Genomic DNA, 15,843 nt, shown 5'->3' with positions numbered 1-15,843 from the left:
TCCTCACGCGTTAAACGGTTTCGGCAAGCTTCGACTTGCGCTCTTCGAGCGTGGCGGGGCGAATCTGGCCGCGCTCTTCCACGAAGGTCACGTTCGCATCGCCCTGTTCGCTGTTGACGAAGTGACGGAAGCGCTTGCGCGTATGCGGATCGGTGACGGCCTTCTTCCATTCGTCCTCGTAGGTATCGACGACGAGTTGCATCTCCGCTTCGAGCTCGGCGGCGATGTCGAGCTTGTCCTTGATGACGACGTCGATCAGATACTCGAGTCCGCCTTCGAGGTTGTCGCGCCATACGCTCGTGCGTTGCAGGCGATCCGCCGTACGCACGTAGAACATCAGGAAGCGGTCGATGTACCGCACGAGCGTGTCGTGATCGAGATCGGACGCAATAAGCTCGGCGTGACGCGGCTTCATGCCGCCGTTGCCGCATACGTAGAGATTCCAGCCCTTCTCCGTCGCGATCACGCCGACGTCCTTGCCTTGCGCTTCGGCGCACTCGCGCGTGCAGCCCGACACGCCGAACTTGATCTTGTGCGGCGTGCGCAGACCCTTGTAGCGATTCTCCAGTTCGATCGCGAGTCCGACCGAATCGCCGACGCCATAACGGCACCACGTCGAGCCGACGCACGACTTCACGGTGCGCAGGGCCTTGCCATACGCATGACCCGATTCGAAGCCCGCCGCGATGAGCTCTTCCCAGATGAACGGCAATTGCTCTACGCGCGCGCCGAACATGTCGACACGCTGGCCGCCCGTAATCTTCGTATAGAGGCCGTACTTCTTCGCGACCTGGCCGACCGCGATCAAGCCATCGGGCGTCACTTCGCCGCCCGGCATGCGCGGCACGACGCTGTACGTGCCATCGCGCTGGATGTTCGCGAGGTAGTAATCGTTCGAATCCTGCAGGCTCGCGTGCTCTTTCTTCAGCACGAACTCGTTCCAGCACGAAGCAAGAATGCTCGCGACGGCAGGCTTGCAGATATCGCAGCCGCGTCCCTTGCCGTGCTTCGCGAGCAGCGTGCCGAACGTGCGATGTCCTTCCACGCGCGCGATGTGATAAAGCTCCTGACGCGAATACGGGAAGTGCTCGCACAGATGATTGTTCACCGCGAGACCCTGCCGCTTCATCTCCGACTTCATCACTTGCGTGACGAGCGGCACGCAGCCGCCGCACGATGCGCCCGCCTTGCACGACGACTTGATCGCGCCAATGCTCGTTGCGCCCGCGCAGACAGCCGCGCAGATTTCAGCCTTGCTTACGTTGTTGCACGAACAGATCTGCGCCGCATCGGGCAAGGCTTCGACGCCGAGCGCGGGCTTCGCTTTTCCATCGCTCGACGGCAGGATCAGGAATTCGGGCGCTTCGGGCAACTCGATCTTGTTCAACATCATCTGCAGCAGCGTGCCGTATTCCGCTGCATCGCCGACCATCACGCCGCCGAGAAGAAACTTGCCGCAGTCGGACACGACGATCTTCTTGTAGACCTGCTTGCGCTCGTCGCTGTACTGATACGTCCGGCTGCCGGGCGTCTTGCCGTGTGCATCGCCGATGCTCGCCACATCGACGCCCATCAGCTTGAGTTTGGTGCTCATGTCCGCGCCCGCGAACGCCGCTTCCTCGCCGATGATCTGCTTCGCGACGATGCGCGCCATGTCGTAACCCGGCGCGACGAGGCCGAACAACTGGCCCTTCCACAACGCACATTCGCCGATGGCATAGATCGCTTCGTCGCTCGTGCGGCAGGCGTCGTCGATCACGATGCCGCCGCGCGCGCCGATGTCGAGACCCGCTGCACGCGCGATGTCGTCGCGCGGACGAATGCCTGCCGAGAACACGATCATGTCGGTGTCGAGATGCGTCTCATCGGCGAAATTCATGCGGTTGGCCGCGCCTTCGCCATCGACGATCGCAAGCGTGTTCTTACCCGTATGAACCGTGACGCCGAGCTCCTCGATCTTCGCGCGCAGCACGCGTCCGCCGCCGTCATCGACCTGCACGGCCATCAGGCGCGGCGCGAATTCGATCACATGCGTTTCGAGTCCCATGTCGCGCAGCGCCTTCGCTGCTTCGAGACCGAGCAGACCGCCGCCGACGACCGTGCCCGTCTTCGAGCGCGCGCCGCATGCCTGCATCGCTTCGAGATCTTCGATCGTGCGATACACGAAGCAGCCGTCGCGATCACGGCCTTCGATGGGCGGCACGAACGGATAGGAGCCGGTCGCGAGCACGAGCTTGTCGTACGCGAGCACTTCGCCCGTCGAAGCCGTCACCGTGCGCGCCGCGCGATCGATCGACACCGCGCGCGCATTCAGTTTCAGCGCATAACCCGAACGTTCGAAGAAGCCCTCTTCGACGAGCGAGAGATCATCCGCGCTCTTGCCCGTGAAGAATTCGGTCAGATGCACGCGGTCGTACGCGGCGCGCGGTTCTTCGCACAGGACCGTCACGTCGAGCGCTTCGTTGCCGCTCTCGGCGAGACATTCGAGGAACTTGTGGCCGACCATGCCGTGGCCGATGACGACGATTTTCATGACGGGGCCTTCTCAGTTTGCAATGACGTTATTGGCTGCGAGCGCGCTTTCGCGCAGTGCCGCTTCGCGTGCCTTGTGTTCGGGGGAGAAGCGCACGGCGAGCGCGCAGAGCGCCGTCGTCGCGACGATCACGCCGAGCATCGAGAGCGTGGCTTGCGCGTTGCCGAGGCCTTTCATCAGGAAGCCCGCTGCGACCGCGCCGACGTTGCCGCCGGCGCCGATCACGCCAGCCACGCCGCCGAGCGCCTTGCGATCGATGAACGGCACGAGCGCGTAAGTCGCGCCGCATGCCATGTGCGTGAAGAGGCCGAACGCAAGCATCGCGACGATGGCGAGCACGACGCTCGGCGCATGCGCGAACGCATAGAGGCCGATGCCTTCGCCCGCGATCAGCGCGAACAACAAGGTCGCGCGGATATCGAGGCCTTTCTTCGCGGCGGCTTTATCGGAGAGCCAGCCGCCGAGCGCGCGGGCGAAGAGCGCGAGCAGACCGAAGCTGCCCGCCGCCATGCCGGCTTGCGCGAGCGAGAGGCCGAAGTGATCGACGTAATAGATCGCCGCCATGTTGTGGATGAACACTTCGACGCCGAAGCACGCGCCGTACGTGACGAAGAGCATCCACACGCGATAGTTCGAGCACGCGGTCAGGAAGCTCTGCCAGCCGCCCTTCTTGCCGCCGTCGATCGCGACGCCGGCACGGCGCAGCGCGACGAAGTCGCCTTGCGGGCAATCCTGCGTATAGCGCCAGTAGAAGAAGGCCATCACCGGCATCGCGATGCCCGGCACGATCAAAGCGACGCGCCATGCCGATGCTTCGCCCACGCCGAGCGCGATCGCTGCCGCGACGAGAAGCGGAATGATCGCCTGCGCCGCGCCCGCGCCCGCGTTGCCCCAGCCGGCAGTCGTTGCGTTCGCGGTGCCGACGACGTTCGGCGCGAACATCACCGACGTGTGGTACTGCGTGATGACGAAGCTCGCGCCGATCGCGCCGATCGCGAGACGGCACCACAGGAAGCTGTCGTAGCCCGTAGAGAGCGCCGCGCCGATGACAGGCACCGAACCCGCGAGCAGCAGCGCGCCATACACGCGGCGCGGGCCGAAGCGATCGCACATCGGTCCGACGACGAGGCGCACCAGAATCGTCACGGCGACGGCCGCGATATTGATGTTCGCAACTTGATCCGCCGTGAGTCCGTATTCGCGCTTGATGAGCGGCATCAGCGGCGCGCAGGCGAACCACGCGAAGAAGCATACGAAGAAGGCCATCCACGTGAGATGGAAGGCGCGCATCGGCGCGCTGCGCATGCTGAAGAGATCGATCCGGGTGGCTTTGTCCATCGTCTTTCCGCAAAAAAAGAAAGGCGTCCCGCGCATGGGCCGGGAAGCCGATGCGGGGGACGCCGTTGTCCGATGCCCGCATGTTCTTCACTTGCCGGGCGCTGTATTCAGGACGGATCGCCGTTGATCCGATGGCGAGACATAAGGCAAGGCCTATGCCATGCGCGCCGCATCGACTTCGGACGCTTGTCGCGCAAGGCTTTGCGCGTTATATGCACGGACTGCGCGCATGAGCTTCACGTCATGTTTCGATGCAGGCGGGCACAGGGATGGTGCGACGCAGCACTGATGCCGTGCGAACGTGCAAGCGATCGCTTCGTACGCTCCTCGACTTTGTACTGCACGGTTAACGCACGCAATCACATCGAGCAAGCGCCCATGCGCCCTCGCGGTGCCGCCCGCGCACAACGACAGTGCGGATAACGTGCTCGAAGCCTTATTCGACCAATGGCCCGCTTATTGCATTGTCGAAAGCGCTGCGAGCAACGGCGTTCGCGGCGCCCCGATACATGAAAGCAAGGACAAAGGCGTCCCCATCGTGCAGCGACACGAGCGGACGCTATCTGCGTTTGCCGCGCCGATGCCTCACATACGAAGCACGCAGACTCAGGAAGCAACGATGAGCACCATCAAAGGCAAAGTCACTCTGTTGAGCGCGGGCCCCGGCGATCTGGACTTGCTGACCTTGCGCGCCGCGAAGGCGCTCGCCGCCGCCGACGTCCTTCTCGTCGACGATCTCGCCAACGCCGACATCGTCACGCTTGCGCCGAACGCGCGCGTGATTCGCGTCGGCAAGCGCGGCGGATGCAAGTCCACGCCGCAAGCCTTCATTCAGCGCCTCATGCAGCGATACGCGAAGAAAGGACTGCATGTGGTGCGCGTGAAAGGCGGCGACGCGTTGCTCTTCGGACGCGCGGGCGAAGAGATCGCCGCATTGCGCGGGGCGGATATTCCGGTCGATATCGTCAATGGCGTGTCATCGGGATTCGCGGCGGCGGCTGGACTCGGCATCTCGCTCACGCATCGCGATCATTGTCAGGGCGTGACGTTCGTCACCGCGCACATGCAGGATCACAGTCAGCCGGATTGGGCCGCGCTCGCCGCAACGGGCACCACGCTCGCGATCTATATGGGCATGAGCCGCATCGCGAGTCTGACGGCATCGTTGCTCGATACGTTGCCCGCGAGCACCCCTGCGGCCGTCGTGCAGCACGCGGGATCGTCGCAGGAAAAGCGGCTCGTGACGACGCTCGATCGTCTTGCCGATGATGCCAACGCTGCCGGCCTCGGCAGTCCGGCGGTGATTCTGATCGGCGGTGCGATCGGCGAAGCGGCGGAATTCGCGGCGCATATGCAAAGCGCCAAAGGCTTCGCTCATGCCGCGTAAAGCGGGTTCTCAAAGCGCGGACGGCGCGTTAAAGTCTCAAGCGTCCCTCGCATGACCGCTTCCGCTTCCCGCATGCTTCGCGTTCTTCTCGTCACCGACACCGACAAGCCCATAGGCGATTTGCGCGAGCAACTCGCGCGCATGGGCTATGACATGCTCGCCGAAGCGGCCGCGCCTTCGGCGCTGCACAAGGCCGTCGAGAGCCAGAAGCCCGATGTCGTCATCATCGATACCGAGTCGCCCTCGCGCGACACGCTCGAACAGCTCGCGGTGATGAACAAGGCCGCGCCGCGTCCCGTGCTGATGTTCAGCAACGACGCGGATCAGCAGTTCATTCGCGCGGCAGTGGGCGCGGGCGTCACCGCGTATTCCGTCGAAGGACTCGCGCCCGAGCGTCTCGCGCCGATCATCGAAGTCGCGCTCGCGCGTTTCGCGCATGAAGCGCAGTTGCGTCAGCGGCTCGCGAAGGTCGAGGACGAACTGGAGCAGCGCAAGGTCATCGACCGCGCGAAACGTCTTCTGATGGACAGGCGCGGCATGTCCGAAAACGAAGCCTATGCGGCGCTTCGCAAGCGCGCGATGGATCAGGGCGTGAAGGTCGCCGAGATCGCGCGCCAATTGCTTTCGATGGCCGATCTGCTCTAGCTTTATCGACATCTCATGAACATCACTTCCTCCCAACCCGAACGCACGCATTTGCGGCTCGGCTTCGTCGCCCTTTCCGATGCCGCGCCGCTCGCCGTCGCCGCGTTGCGCGATCTCGGCGCGCGTCATGGCATCTCGATCGAGCTGTGCCGTCAGCCGTCGTGGGCGGCCGTGCGCGACAAGCTGCTGTCCGGCGAGATCGACGCGGCGCACGCGCTCTATGGCCTCGTGTACGGCGTGCAACTGGGTATCGGCGGGCCGCAGGCGGACATGGCCGTGCTGATGGTCCTCAATCGCAACGGTCAGGCGATCACGCTGTCGCGTCCGTTGGCCGATGCGATCCGAAACGGCGCCAGCGTGAAGGAAGCGTTGCATTCGCTCGGGCGGCCGCCGGTCATCGCGCAGACTTTTCCGACCGGCACGCACGCGATGTGGCTGTATTACTGGCTCGCGGCGCACGGCGTGCATCCGTTGCGCGATGTGCAGAGCATCGTGATTCCGCCGCCGCGCATGGCCGATGCGCTCGTCGAGGGCGCGCTCGACGGCTTCTGCGCGGGCGAGCCGTGGCACGCCGTCGCCGAGGCGCGCGACGCGGGCAGGACGGTCGCGTACACGAGCGAGATCTGGCCGGATCATCCGGAGAAGGTGCTCGCGTGCCGGCGCGATTTCGCGGCGCTCTATCCCGCGACGGCGCGCGCGCTCGTTCGCACGATGCTCGATGCGTGCGCCTGGCTCGATACGCGGGCGCATCGCGAGGAGATCGCCGAGGCGCTGTCGTCGTCCGCGCTGCTCGGCGTGCCGCGCGCGCTGATCGAGCCGCGCCTCGCCACATCCGATGGCGGCGATGCGCGCGCGCTGCCCGTGCGTTTCTTCGATGAAGGCGCGGTGAACTATCCGCGCGTATCGGACGGCGTCTGGTTCATTACGCAATACCGGCGCTGGGGCATGCTCGGCGCCGATATCGACGATGCGGCCATCGCGGCGAGCGTGAATCAGACCGCGCTTTATCGCGAGGCGGCGCAGGCGGCGGGCATTGCGATTCCCGGCGAACGGCGCGCGGCGACGTTCTGCGATGGCCGCGTCTGGGACGGCGGCGATGCGGCGGCGTATCTCGCGGGGTTCGAAATACGCGCGTAGAAAAGCGCCTACCATGGAATTTCCAGCGCGCACCGGAGATCCGCCATGGAACTGCTCGCCATCGCCATCGACAAGCCCGAAGACACCAACTTCATCCTCGGTCAGTCGCATTTCATCAAGACGGTCGAGGATCTGCACGAGGCGCTCGTCGGCGCGGTGCCCGGCATCCGCTTCGGACTCGCGTTCTGCGAGGCGTCGGGCAAGCGGCTCGTACGCACGTCGGGCACGGACGAGCATGGCGTCGAGCTGGCCGCGCGCAACGCGCAGAACATCGGCGCGGGACACAGCTTCATCATCGTGCTCGGCGACGGCTTCTTTCCCGTCAACGTGCTCAATACCGTGAAGGCGGTGCCGGAGGTGTGCCGTATCTTCTGCGCGACCGCCAATCCGACGCAGGTGCTTGTCGCGCAGACGGATCAGGGACGCGGGATCGTCGGCGTGGTGGACGGGTTCCCGCCGCTTGGCGTCGAAAGCGAAGACGACGTGAAGTGGCGCCACGACCTGCTGCGCAAGATCGGCTACAAGGCCTGAAACGCGCCGCGAAGCCTGCCGCGCCTTGACTTGACGGCGCAAATCGCGAGAATGAGGCCCGCCGCCGCGCGCCCATCCGGAGCGATTTTCCCGGCCGGGGCGCGACATCATGGAAAATATCGGGATACGGTATAAAGGCCGTTGGCGTTTTTCGTGCCTTTTCTGAAAAGCCGCACGGGCAGACATTCCCGGCATCACCCCGCCGATACGGCACCGAACACCGGCCACCCGCGCCGCCCGAGGATAGGGTCGTCCTCGCGCGGCCTACAGGAGCATCACATGACCGACATGAATCCAGGCTTTTTCGGCAGGATAGGCATTGCCTTCGGCGCCTTCTTCGGCATTCTCGGCAATGCATCGTTCGCGGGCCGCGTGCAGCGCCTGCGCGAAGCGCCCGAAGCGCCTGAAGCCCCCGCAGCCGCGCCCGATTTCAAAGCCGAAGCGCCGAAGCCTGCCGCCGCGCCGGTTCAACCCGCGCCGTCCGCGCTGAAGGAGGCGAGCCCGGTCGCCGCGTTGCAACTGCTCGGCCTTTTGCAGCGCGACGCGCGTTTCATCGATTTCGTGGAAGAAGACATCGTCAATTACAGCGACGCCGATATCGGCGCGGCCGCCCGCCTCGTGCACGACGGCTGCCGTAACGTGCTGCGCGAGCATTTCACGGTCAAGCCCGTGCGCACCGAAGCGGAAGGCACGCGCATCACGCTGCAGGAGGGTTTCGATGCCGCCGCCATCCGGCTGACGGGCAACGTAGTCGGCAAGCCGCCCTTTTCGGGCAGCATCAGCCATCGTGGATGGAAGGTCGAGGACACGCGCCTGCCGAAGCTCGCGCCGTCCCATGATGCGAGCATCGTCGCGCCCGCGGAGGTGGAACTGTGAGCGACATTCAAGCGAACGATAACCCGGTGCGCTACTCGATCGGCGTCGATCTCGGCACGACGCATTGCGCGCTCTCCTACGTCGACATGAGCGCGAGCGACGGCGAAAAGACCGCGCAAGGCGTGCTGCCCATCTCGCAACTGACCGCGCCCGGCGCCGCCGAAGAACGCGATCTTTTGCCCTCGTTTCTCTATCTGCCGCACGAGAACGAGCTCGCGCCCGGCGATCTCACGCTGCCGTGGACGCAGGAGCGCAGGTTCATCGTCGGCGAACTCGCGCGCAGCCGGGGCGCGGGCACGCCGATCCGCCTCGTTTCCAGCGCGAAAAGCTGGTTGTGCCATCCGGGCGTCGATCGCCGCGCGTCAATCCTGCCGTCCGATGCGCCCGAGGAAGTCGAGCGCGTGTCGCCGCTGGAAAGCTCGGTGCGCTATCTGACGCATTTGCGCGAAGCGTGGAACCACGCGCATCCCGATGCGCCTTTCGATCAGCAGGACGTCACCGTGACGATTCCCGCGTCCTTCGATCCCGCCGCGCGCGAACTCACCGCCGAAGCCGCCGCCGCAGCCGGCTACACGCGCATGACGCTGCTCGAAGAGCCGCAGGCCGCGCTCTATAGCTGGATTCAAAAATCGTCGGGCGGCTGGCGCAAGCAGGTCAAAGTGGGCGATGTGATTCTCGTCGTCGATGTCGGCGGCGGCACGACCGACTTGTCGCTGATCGCGGTCGTCGAGCGCGAAGGCAATCTGGAACTGCATCGCGTGGCCGTTGGCGAGCACATCCTGCTCGGCGGCGACAACATGGACCTCGCGCTCGCGCATACCGTCGCGCGCAAGCTCGCGCAATCGGGCACGCAGCCCGATCCGTGGCAGTTGCGCGCCCTCACCTACGCGTGCCGCTCGGCGAAGGAAACGCTGCTTTCCGATCCGTCCGTCGATGCGGTGCCGCTCGTTGTCCCGAGCCGCGGCTCGAAGCTGATCGGCGGGTCGCTGCGCACCGAACTCACGCGCGCCGAACTCACGCAGATCCTGCTCGAAGGCTTTTTCCCGCAAGTCGATGCCGCAGCTCGCCCCGTTTCGCGCGCGCGCGTCGGTCTCACGCAACTCGGTCTGCCGTACGCGCAGGACGCCGCCGTCACGCGCCATCTCGCCGCGTTCCTCGGCCGTCAGGTCAACGCGCTCGCGGAAGTCGAAGGCTTGCAGCATCAGGCGCCGCAGGGCGCGACGCTGCTGCATCCGACCGTCGTGCTGTTCAACGGCGGCGTGTTCAAGTCGCCGCTGCTCGTCGAGCGCGTGATGACGACGCTGAATTCATGGCTCGCCTCCGAAAACGCGCCCGCCGCGCGTCTGCTCGAAGGCGCGGACCTCGATCTCGCGGTGGCGCGCGGCGCGGCCTATTACGGCTACGTGCGGCGCGGCAAGGGCGTGCGCATCCGTGGCGGCACGGCGCGCGCGTACTACGTCGCGGTCGAATCGGCGATGCCGGCCGTTCCCGGACTGGAGCCGCCCGTGCAGGCGCTGTGCGTCGCGCCGTTCGGCATGGAGGAAGGCACGGACGCCGAATTGCCCGCGCAGGAATTCGGGCTCGTCGTCGGCGAGCCGGTGCATTTCCGCTTCTTCGGCTCCTCGGTGCGTCGTCAGGATCAGGTCGGCACGCTGCTCGATTACTGGCAACCGGACGAATTGCAGGAACTCGAAGAGATCGAAGCGTCGCTGCCGCCCGAAGGCCGCACGCCGGGCGAGGTCGTGCCCGTCAAGCTGCACGCGCGCGTGACCGAAGCGGGCACGCTCGAACTCGAAGCGATTCCGCGCGGCTCGTCCGAGCGCTGGAAGGTCGAGTTCGACGTGCGCGGCGGCGCGAACGCGGGCGCGGATCAGGGCATGGGCCTGTAAGTGTCCGGGCGCAAGAAAAAGGTGTCCGGCGCGCGGTACAGCGTCGGCATCGATCTCGGGACGAGCAATACGGTCGTCGCGTACGCGGAAATCGGCTCGAACGATATCCGCGTGTTCGACATCGACCAGCTCGTCGGCGCGGGGGAAGTCGCGGCGCTGCCGCTTCTGCCGTCGCTGCGCTATCACTTCGCGCCAGGCGAACTCAAGTCCGAGGATCTGCAATTGCCGTGGGGCGAGATGGAAGCGCCCGCCCTCATCGGCAGATTCGCTCGGATGCTCGGCGCGCAGGTGCCGGGACGGCTCGTGTCGAGCGCGAAAAGCTGGCTGTCGCACGCGGCGGTCGATCGCCTCGCGGCCATCTTGCCGTGGGGCGCGGGCGACGACGTCGAAAAAATCTCGCCGGTGATGGCGAGCGCGAGCTATCTCGCGCACGTCCACGCGGCGTGGAACGAGCGCTTTCCGGATGCACCGCTCGACACGCAGGACGTCGTGCTGACCGTGCCCGCCTCGTTCGATGAAGGCGCCCGCGCGCTGACGCTCGAAGCCGCGCGCATGGCGGGACTCGAAACACTGCGGCTGCTGGAAGAGCCGCAGGCCGCGTTTTACGACTGGCTGTTTCATCATCGCGCGACGCTCGCGGATGATCTGAAGGCGACGCGGCTCGTGATGATCGTCGACGTCGGCGGCGGCACGACCGACCTCACGCTCATCCAGGTCGCGATGGAGAACGGCGAGCCGGTGTTGACGCGCATCGGCGTGGGCAACCATCTGATGCTCGGCGGCGACAACATGGATCTCGCGCTCGCGCATCTCGTCGAGAAGCGTCTCGCGGGCAGCGATGCGCGTCTCTCCGCCGGACGCCTGTCGCAACTCGTCGAGCGCTGCCGCGCGGCGAAAGAGCAATTGCTAGGCGACAACGCGCCCGCATCCACGTCGATCACGCTGCTCGGCGCGGGCTCGAAGCTGATCGGCGGCGCGCGTTCGGCCGATGTCACGCGCGACGAGATCGAGCGGATCATCGTCGAAGGATTCTTTCCGATGGTCGCCCCGAGCGATCGCCCCGGCCGTTCGCGCGGCGGCATCGTCGAATTCGGGCTGCCGTATGCGAGCGACGCGGCCATCACGCGGCATATCGCGGCGTTTCTCGGCCAGCATGCCGGCGAGGCGAAGAAAGCGCTCGGCCTCGTCGATGCGCCCGCCGAAACGCTCGCCATTCCGGACACCTTGCTGTTGAACGGCGGCGTGTTTCGCGCCGCTCCGCTCGCGCGCCGCATCGCCGATACGCTTTCCGGCTGGCGCGGCGAAGCCGTCAACGTGCTCGCGAACGGCAATCCCGATGTCGCGGTCGCGCGCGGCGCGGTCGCCTACGCGCTCGCGCGCGCGGGCAATGCGCCGAAGATCGGCGGTGGCTCGGCGCGCAGCTTCTTCCTGCTGCTCGAAGACGATGCCAACGCGATGCGTGGCGTCTGCGTCCTGCCGCGAGGCACCGAAGAAGGCCAGGCGATCCATCTCGCCGATCGCACCTTCTCGCTCACGCTCGGCGCGCCGGTGCGCTTTCACCTGGCGTCGTCGGTGTCGGAGACGGCTTACGAAGCGGGCGCGCTCGCAGACCTCGCGGCCGCATCGGGCGATTTCATCCGTCTGCCGCCGATCGCGACCGTCGTCGATCCGCATGCCGCCGGCAAGGGCCGAGCGCGCGAAACGGCGGTTCAGCTGACGACCTCGCTTACCGAAGTCGGCACGCTGGAGATGCACTGCATCGCCGTCGACGATCCCGCGCAACGCTGGCTGCTCGAATTCCAGTTGCGCCGCGAGGCGTCGCAGACCGACGAGACCGTGAGCGAATCGCATCCGGCGCTGCCGAAAGCCATCGAACTGATAGACCGCACGTTCGGCGCGAAGTCGCACGATGTCGGGCCGAAGGAAGTCAAACGCCTGCGCGCGCAGCTCGAACAGACGCTCGGCCCGCGCGACACCTGGGACATCGCACTCTTGCGCGAGGTCTTCGGCGCGCTGTTCGAGCGCGCGAAAAAGCGCCGCCGCACCGCCGATCACGAGCGTCTGTGGCTCAATCTCGCGGGCTACTGCATGCGTCCGGGCTTCGGGCATCCGCTCGACGAATGGCGTGTCGAGCAACTCTGGACGCTTTTCGATCAGGGCATTCAGTACAGCAACGAAAGCCAGATCTGGTCCGAATGGTGGACGCTCTGGCGCCGCGCGGCCGGTGGCCTGCCCGAAGCGGCGCAACTCAAGCTGCTCGACGACATGGCCTTCGTGCTGCAACCGCCCGGCACGAGCCGCTATCGCAAGGCGGCGGGCGCGGCGCGCGCGGGCTACGAGGACATGGTGCGGCTCGCGGCGTCGCTGGAACGCGTGCCGGTCGAGCGCAAGATCGAGGTCGGCGAATGGCTGCTCACGCGCCTGAAAAAGCCTTCGGAGAGCGTGCAAAGCTGGTGGGCGCTGGGCCGCATCGGCGCCCGCGCGCCCTTTTACGGCAGCGCGCACGGTGTCGTGCCGCCCGAGGTCGCCGTCGTCTGGCTCGATGCGATCCTCGCGCTCGACTGGAAGAAGGTCGATCCCGCCGCGTTCGCCGCCGTGCAGATCGCGCGCATGACCGGCGACCGCTCGCGCGATCTGCCCGACGATGCGCGCGCGGCTGTCGTGCAGCGCCTCGAAACGATGGGCGCGGCGCAGGCGTGGATCGCGATGGTCCGCGAGACCGTCGAGCTCGATCGCGCCGACGTCGGACGCGTGTTCGGCGAAACGCTGCCGGCGGGGCTGAAGCTCATCCACTGATCGCGCTCGCCGCCCTCGTTGCGGGCATCGGGCGAAATGCTTCGCTCTCAGAAGTTTTTTGGCCGATGCGCCGCGCGAGAAGCCCGCCGAGTCTTGAATACCGGCTGACCGCATCCTATGGTTATCAATGTGTCGATATGGACACATACTGAAGGAGGTCAACATGCCATCCCCACGCAAGGCTCAAGCGAGCCAACCCGCAGAAACGGAAATGTCGAGCCGCAAGAAAACGGCCGGCAGCAAGGCATCGCCCGCGAAGGCCGCAGGCGCGAAGGAAACGCAGGTCACGAAGCGCACCACCAAGGCCAAACCGAAAAGCTGAACGGTTCTCCTCGAGACCGCCCTCGTCATCGTGCGGGGGGCATTCGTTGTGGCTGTCCTTCGAATCGGCGGGCAAACGATCAAACGCCCGCCGATCGGCTCCCTTCCTCCTTCCTTCCGTCTCGCCGCGTGCCCTCGCAACTCGCCAAAAAAGCGCAATAATTGCCGGAGATAATGGCCGATTCTAAAAAAAGGCGTATTTGTCTGACCGCGTTGGCCTAAAGTAGATATCCCGATTCCCTGAGCGAGCATGAAGATGGCCGTACCGCAACGCGCCGCCGGCGTGCGCAATCCAGGCATTCTTCTCTCGGCGGCCCGCGAGGCCGGCGCGAGCCTGGTGCGCAATCTCTCGATTCCGGCGCCGTTTTCCGATCCCGTCCTCGAAGCGCAGTTTCTCGAAGACCACAGCCAGCGCTTCTGCGCATTCCGGCGCGCGTCGACGCTGCTCGCGCTTGCCATCTGGACGTGCTTCCTCTGGTGGGACTTCAGCTTCGCGCGGGGCAACCGCGCGCTCGATTCGCGCCTGCCCGACATCCTCGCGCTGCGCTCCGCGGGCATCGCGCTGCTGTTTTTTGTCGGCGTGCTGGTGCTGCGGCCGTCGTTCCGCTCGCACGCCACCGCGCAACGCATCATTCTGACGGGCATTTACGGGCTCTTGTGCCTGATCCTCGCAATGGTCGCGATCACGCCCGCGCCCTATAACTACACGCAGCATTTCATCGGGCTGTGCCTTGCGCTGTTCTTCCAGTTCAGTTTCTTTTATCTGCGCTCTCGCGTCGCGCTGACAGCGGGCATCATCACGCTGGCGTCGATCGTGGTGCTGCAGGTGACGATTCATCTGCTCAACCCCGAGGATTTCTTCGCGGGGCTCTTCTATATGTTCAACGTCGTGGTCGTGGGGCACGGCGTCTGCACGCACGCCGAGCGCGTCTCGCGCGAGCGCTATAGTTCGGAGCGCGCGCTGGCTTCCCTCAACGACGAATTGCGCACCGCGAATGTTTCGCTCGGCCGCAAGAATCGCGAGCTCGAAGTCTCCAAGAAGGATCAGGAGAACAAGACCAACGCGCTGCTCGCGCTGCGCGAACAGCAGATGATCGCCGCGCAGACCGCGAGCCGCGAGAAATCCAACTTTCTCGCCGCGGCGACGCACGATCTGCGTCAGCCGATGCACGCGCTCAATTTGTTCCTGCAGGCGGCGGCCGAGGCCATCCGCAATGGCGAATTCGATCAGGCCGAACGGCTCATCAACGAGTGCGGGCGTTCGTCCGTTATCCTCGCGCGGCTGCTGAACGCGGTGCTCGATCTCTCGCGGCTGGAATCGGGGCGCGTCGTGCCGCGCTATCACGTATTCGACGTGCGACAGATCGTCGAGGAAGCCGCCGAGCAGTTGCGTCCGTTCGCGATGAGCCGCGGCGTCGAATTGCGCCTGCGGCTGCCGAAGGACGATGTCGTCTGCGTGCGCAGCGACGCGCACTGGCTCGGGCGCGCCGTGGCCAATCTGGTGTCCAACGGGATCAAGTATGCAGATCAGAGCAAGACTTCGAAGCCGACCGTGATCGTCGGCGTGGTGCGTTCGCCGACGCGCGCGCGTATCGACGTGCTGGATAACGGCATCGGCATTCCGGCCGATTATTTCGATGCGATTTTTCAGCCGTTCTTTCAGGTCGACAATCCCGAGCAGGATCGCGACAAGGGGCTGGGGCTCGGGCTGTCGATCGTCAATGCGGTGATGTCGATGCTCGATCAGCATCGCATCGAACTGAAGTCCACCGAAGGGCGCGGCTCGCGCTTTTCGCTCGAAATGCCGCTGTGCGGACCGTCGCCCGACACGCCGTCGGCGCGTGCGCCGGCGCGTTCCGAGGCGGCGGAAATGGCGCAGCTCAAGGGGCGTTATGTGTTGCTCGTCGAGGACGATGGGCTCGTGCGGGCGTCGACCGAAGCGCTGCTGTCGCAATGGGGCGTGCTTTATGACTCGGCGGCGAGCTTCGAGGAGTTCGAGACGATTCTCGGCGATATCGAGCGGTTTCCGGATCTCATCATTACCGACTTTCGACTGCGTGATGCCAAGACCGCGCGGGAAGTGGCGATGCTCGGTGCGACGCGGCTTGGGCGGCCTTGTCCTTGTCTCGTCGTTACCGGTGAACCGGCCGCGTGTATCGTGCCGCTCGCGTGTGAGCAGGACGTGCTTTCCAAGCCCGTTAGTCCTGGGGAATTGCGGCGTGGGATGCTTGCTTTGATTGCTGGTTTTTGTGACTCGGGTGCGTGAGTCTTTTTTTCGCCGGATCCCGGTTTCGCGGGGGGGGCGGTGTTCGAGGCCCCCCCCCCGGGGGGCCCCCGGGTCGGGCGCCCCCCCCGGCGCGCCGGCCCGCCACCCCCCCCCCCCCCCCCCC

The 15,843-nt window shown here is 65.6% G+C and carries 11 protein-coding genes; 9 read left to right on the top strand and 2 right to left on the bottom strand.

Annotated elements, in window-relative coordinates; all coding sequences use genetic code 11:
* Positions 1-10: 10 nt before the first annotated feature.
* A complete protein-coding gene (gene nirB, locus NCS02_RS16485) occupies positions 11-2,533 on the bottom strand; it encodes a nitrite reductase large subunit NirB (RefSeq protein ID WP_250519890.1) in 2,523 nt (840 codons plus the stop codon).
* A 12-nt stretch (positions 2,534-2,545) separates the two neighbouring features.
* Complete coding sequence (locus tag NCS02_RS16480) at positions 2,546-3,871, bottom strand: MFS transporter (RefSeq protein WP_008353599.1); 1,326 nt, start codon at positions 3,869-3,871, stop codon at positions 2,546-2,548.
* Between the two features lie 619 nt (positions 3,872-4,490).
* On the opposite strand from NCS02_RS16480, the gene cobA reads away from it, so the two are divergent.
* The 9 genes from cobA to NCS02_RS16435 all read left to right on the top strand — a co-directional run bounded on the left by cobA (position 4,491) and on the right by NCS02_RS16435 (position 15,719).
* Entirely contained in the window at positions 4,491-5,258 is a 768-nt protein-coding gene (gene cobA / locus NCS02_RS16475) for a uroporphyrinogen-III C-methyltransferase (RefSeq protein WP_239295021.1), read from the top strand.
* Positions 5,259-5,330: 72 nt separating this feature from the next.
* Positions 5,331-5,903 (top strand): ANTAR domain-containing response regulator, encoded by a 573-nt coding sequence (locus NCS02_RS16470; RefSeq protein ID WP_034471835.1) that lies wholly within the window; start codon positions 5,331-5,333, stop codon positions 5,901-5,903.
* 15 nt (positions 5,904-5,918) lie between these two features.
* Positions 5,919-7,040: a CmpA/NrtA family ABC transporter substrate-binding protein gene (locus NCS02_RS16465; RefSeq protein WP_008353602.1), complete on the top strand. Its 1,122-nt coding sequence runs from the start codon at positions 5,919-5,921 to the stop codon at positions 7,038-7,040.
* A 45-nt stretch (positions 7,041-7,085) separates the two neighbouring features.
* A complete protein-coding gene (locus NCS02_RS16460) occupies positions 7,086-7,571 on the top strand; it encodes an adenosine-specific kinase (RefSeq protein WP_008353603.1) in 486 nt (161 codons plus the stop codon).
* 279 nt (positions 7,572-7,850) lie between these two features.
* Complete coding sequence (locus NCS02_RS16455) at positions 7,851-8,447, top strand: DUF2760 domain-containing protein (protein ID WP_250435658.1); 597 nt, start codon at positions 7,851-7,853, stop codon at positions 8,445-8,447.
* Positions 8,444-10,336, top strand: a complete 1,893-nt coding sequence (locus NCS02_RS16450; protein ID WP_250502908.1) for an Hsp70 family protein — start codon at positions 8,444-8,446, stop codon at positions 10,334-10,336. Before NCS02_RS16455 ends, NCS02_RS16450 begins: the two co-directional genes overlap by 4 nt.
* Complete coding sequence (locus NCS02_RS16445; RefSeq protein WP_250502907.1) at positions 10,337-13,132, top strand: Hsp70 family protein; 2,796 nt, start codon at positions 10,337-10,339, stop codon at positions 13,130-13,132.
* A 163-nt stretch (positions 13,133-13,295) separates the two neighbouring features.
* Positions 13,296-13,454 carry a hypothetical protein gene (locus NCS02_RS16440; protein WP_160172890.1) on the top strand — a complete coding sequence of 53 codons (159 nt, stop codon included), beginning with the start codon at positions 13,296-13,298 and terminating at the stop codon, positions 13,452-13,454.
* Between the two features lie 249 nt (positions 13,455-13,703).
* Positions 13,704-15,719 (top strand): hybrid sensor histidine kinase/response regulator, encoded by a 2,016-nt coding sequence (locus tag NCS02_RS16435; RefSeq protein ID WP_250523235.1) that lies wholly within the window; start codon positions 13,704-13,706, stop codon positions 15,717-15,719.
* Positions 15,720-15,843 lie beyond the last annotated feature (124 nt).

Origin of the sequence: Caballeronia sp. NCF2 (assembly GCF_023631205.1) — a bacterium.
In the GTDB taxonomy this organism is placed as follows: domain Bacteria; phylum Pseudomonadota; class Gammaproteobacteria; order Burkholderiales; family Burkholderiaceae; genus Caballeronia; species Caballeronia zhejiangensis.
The sequence above is the reverse complement of the archived record's forward strand: the minus strand, read 5'-3'. Positions and strand labels throughout refer to the sequence as shown.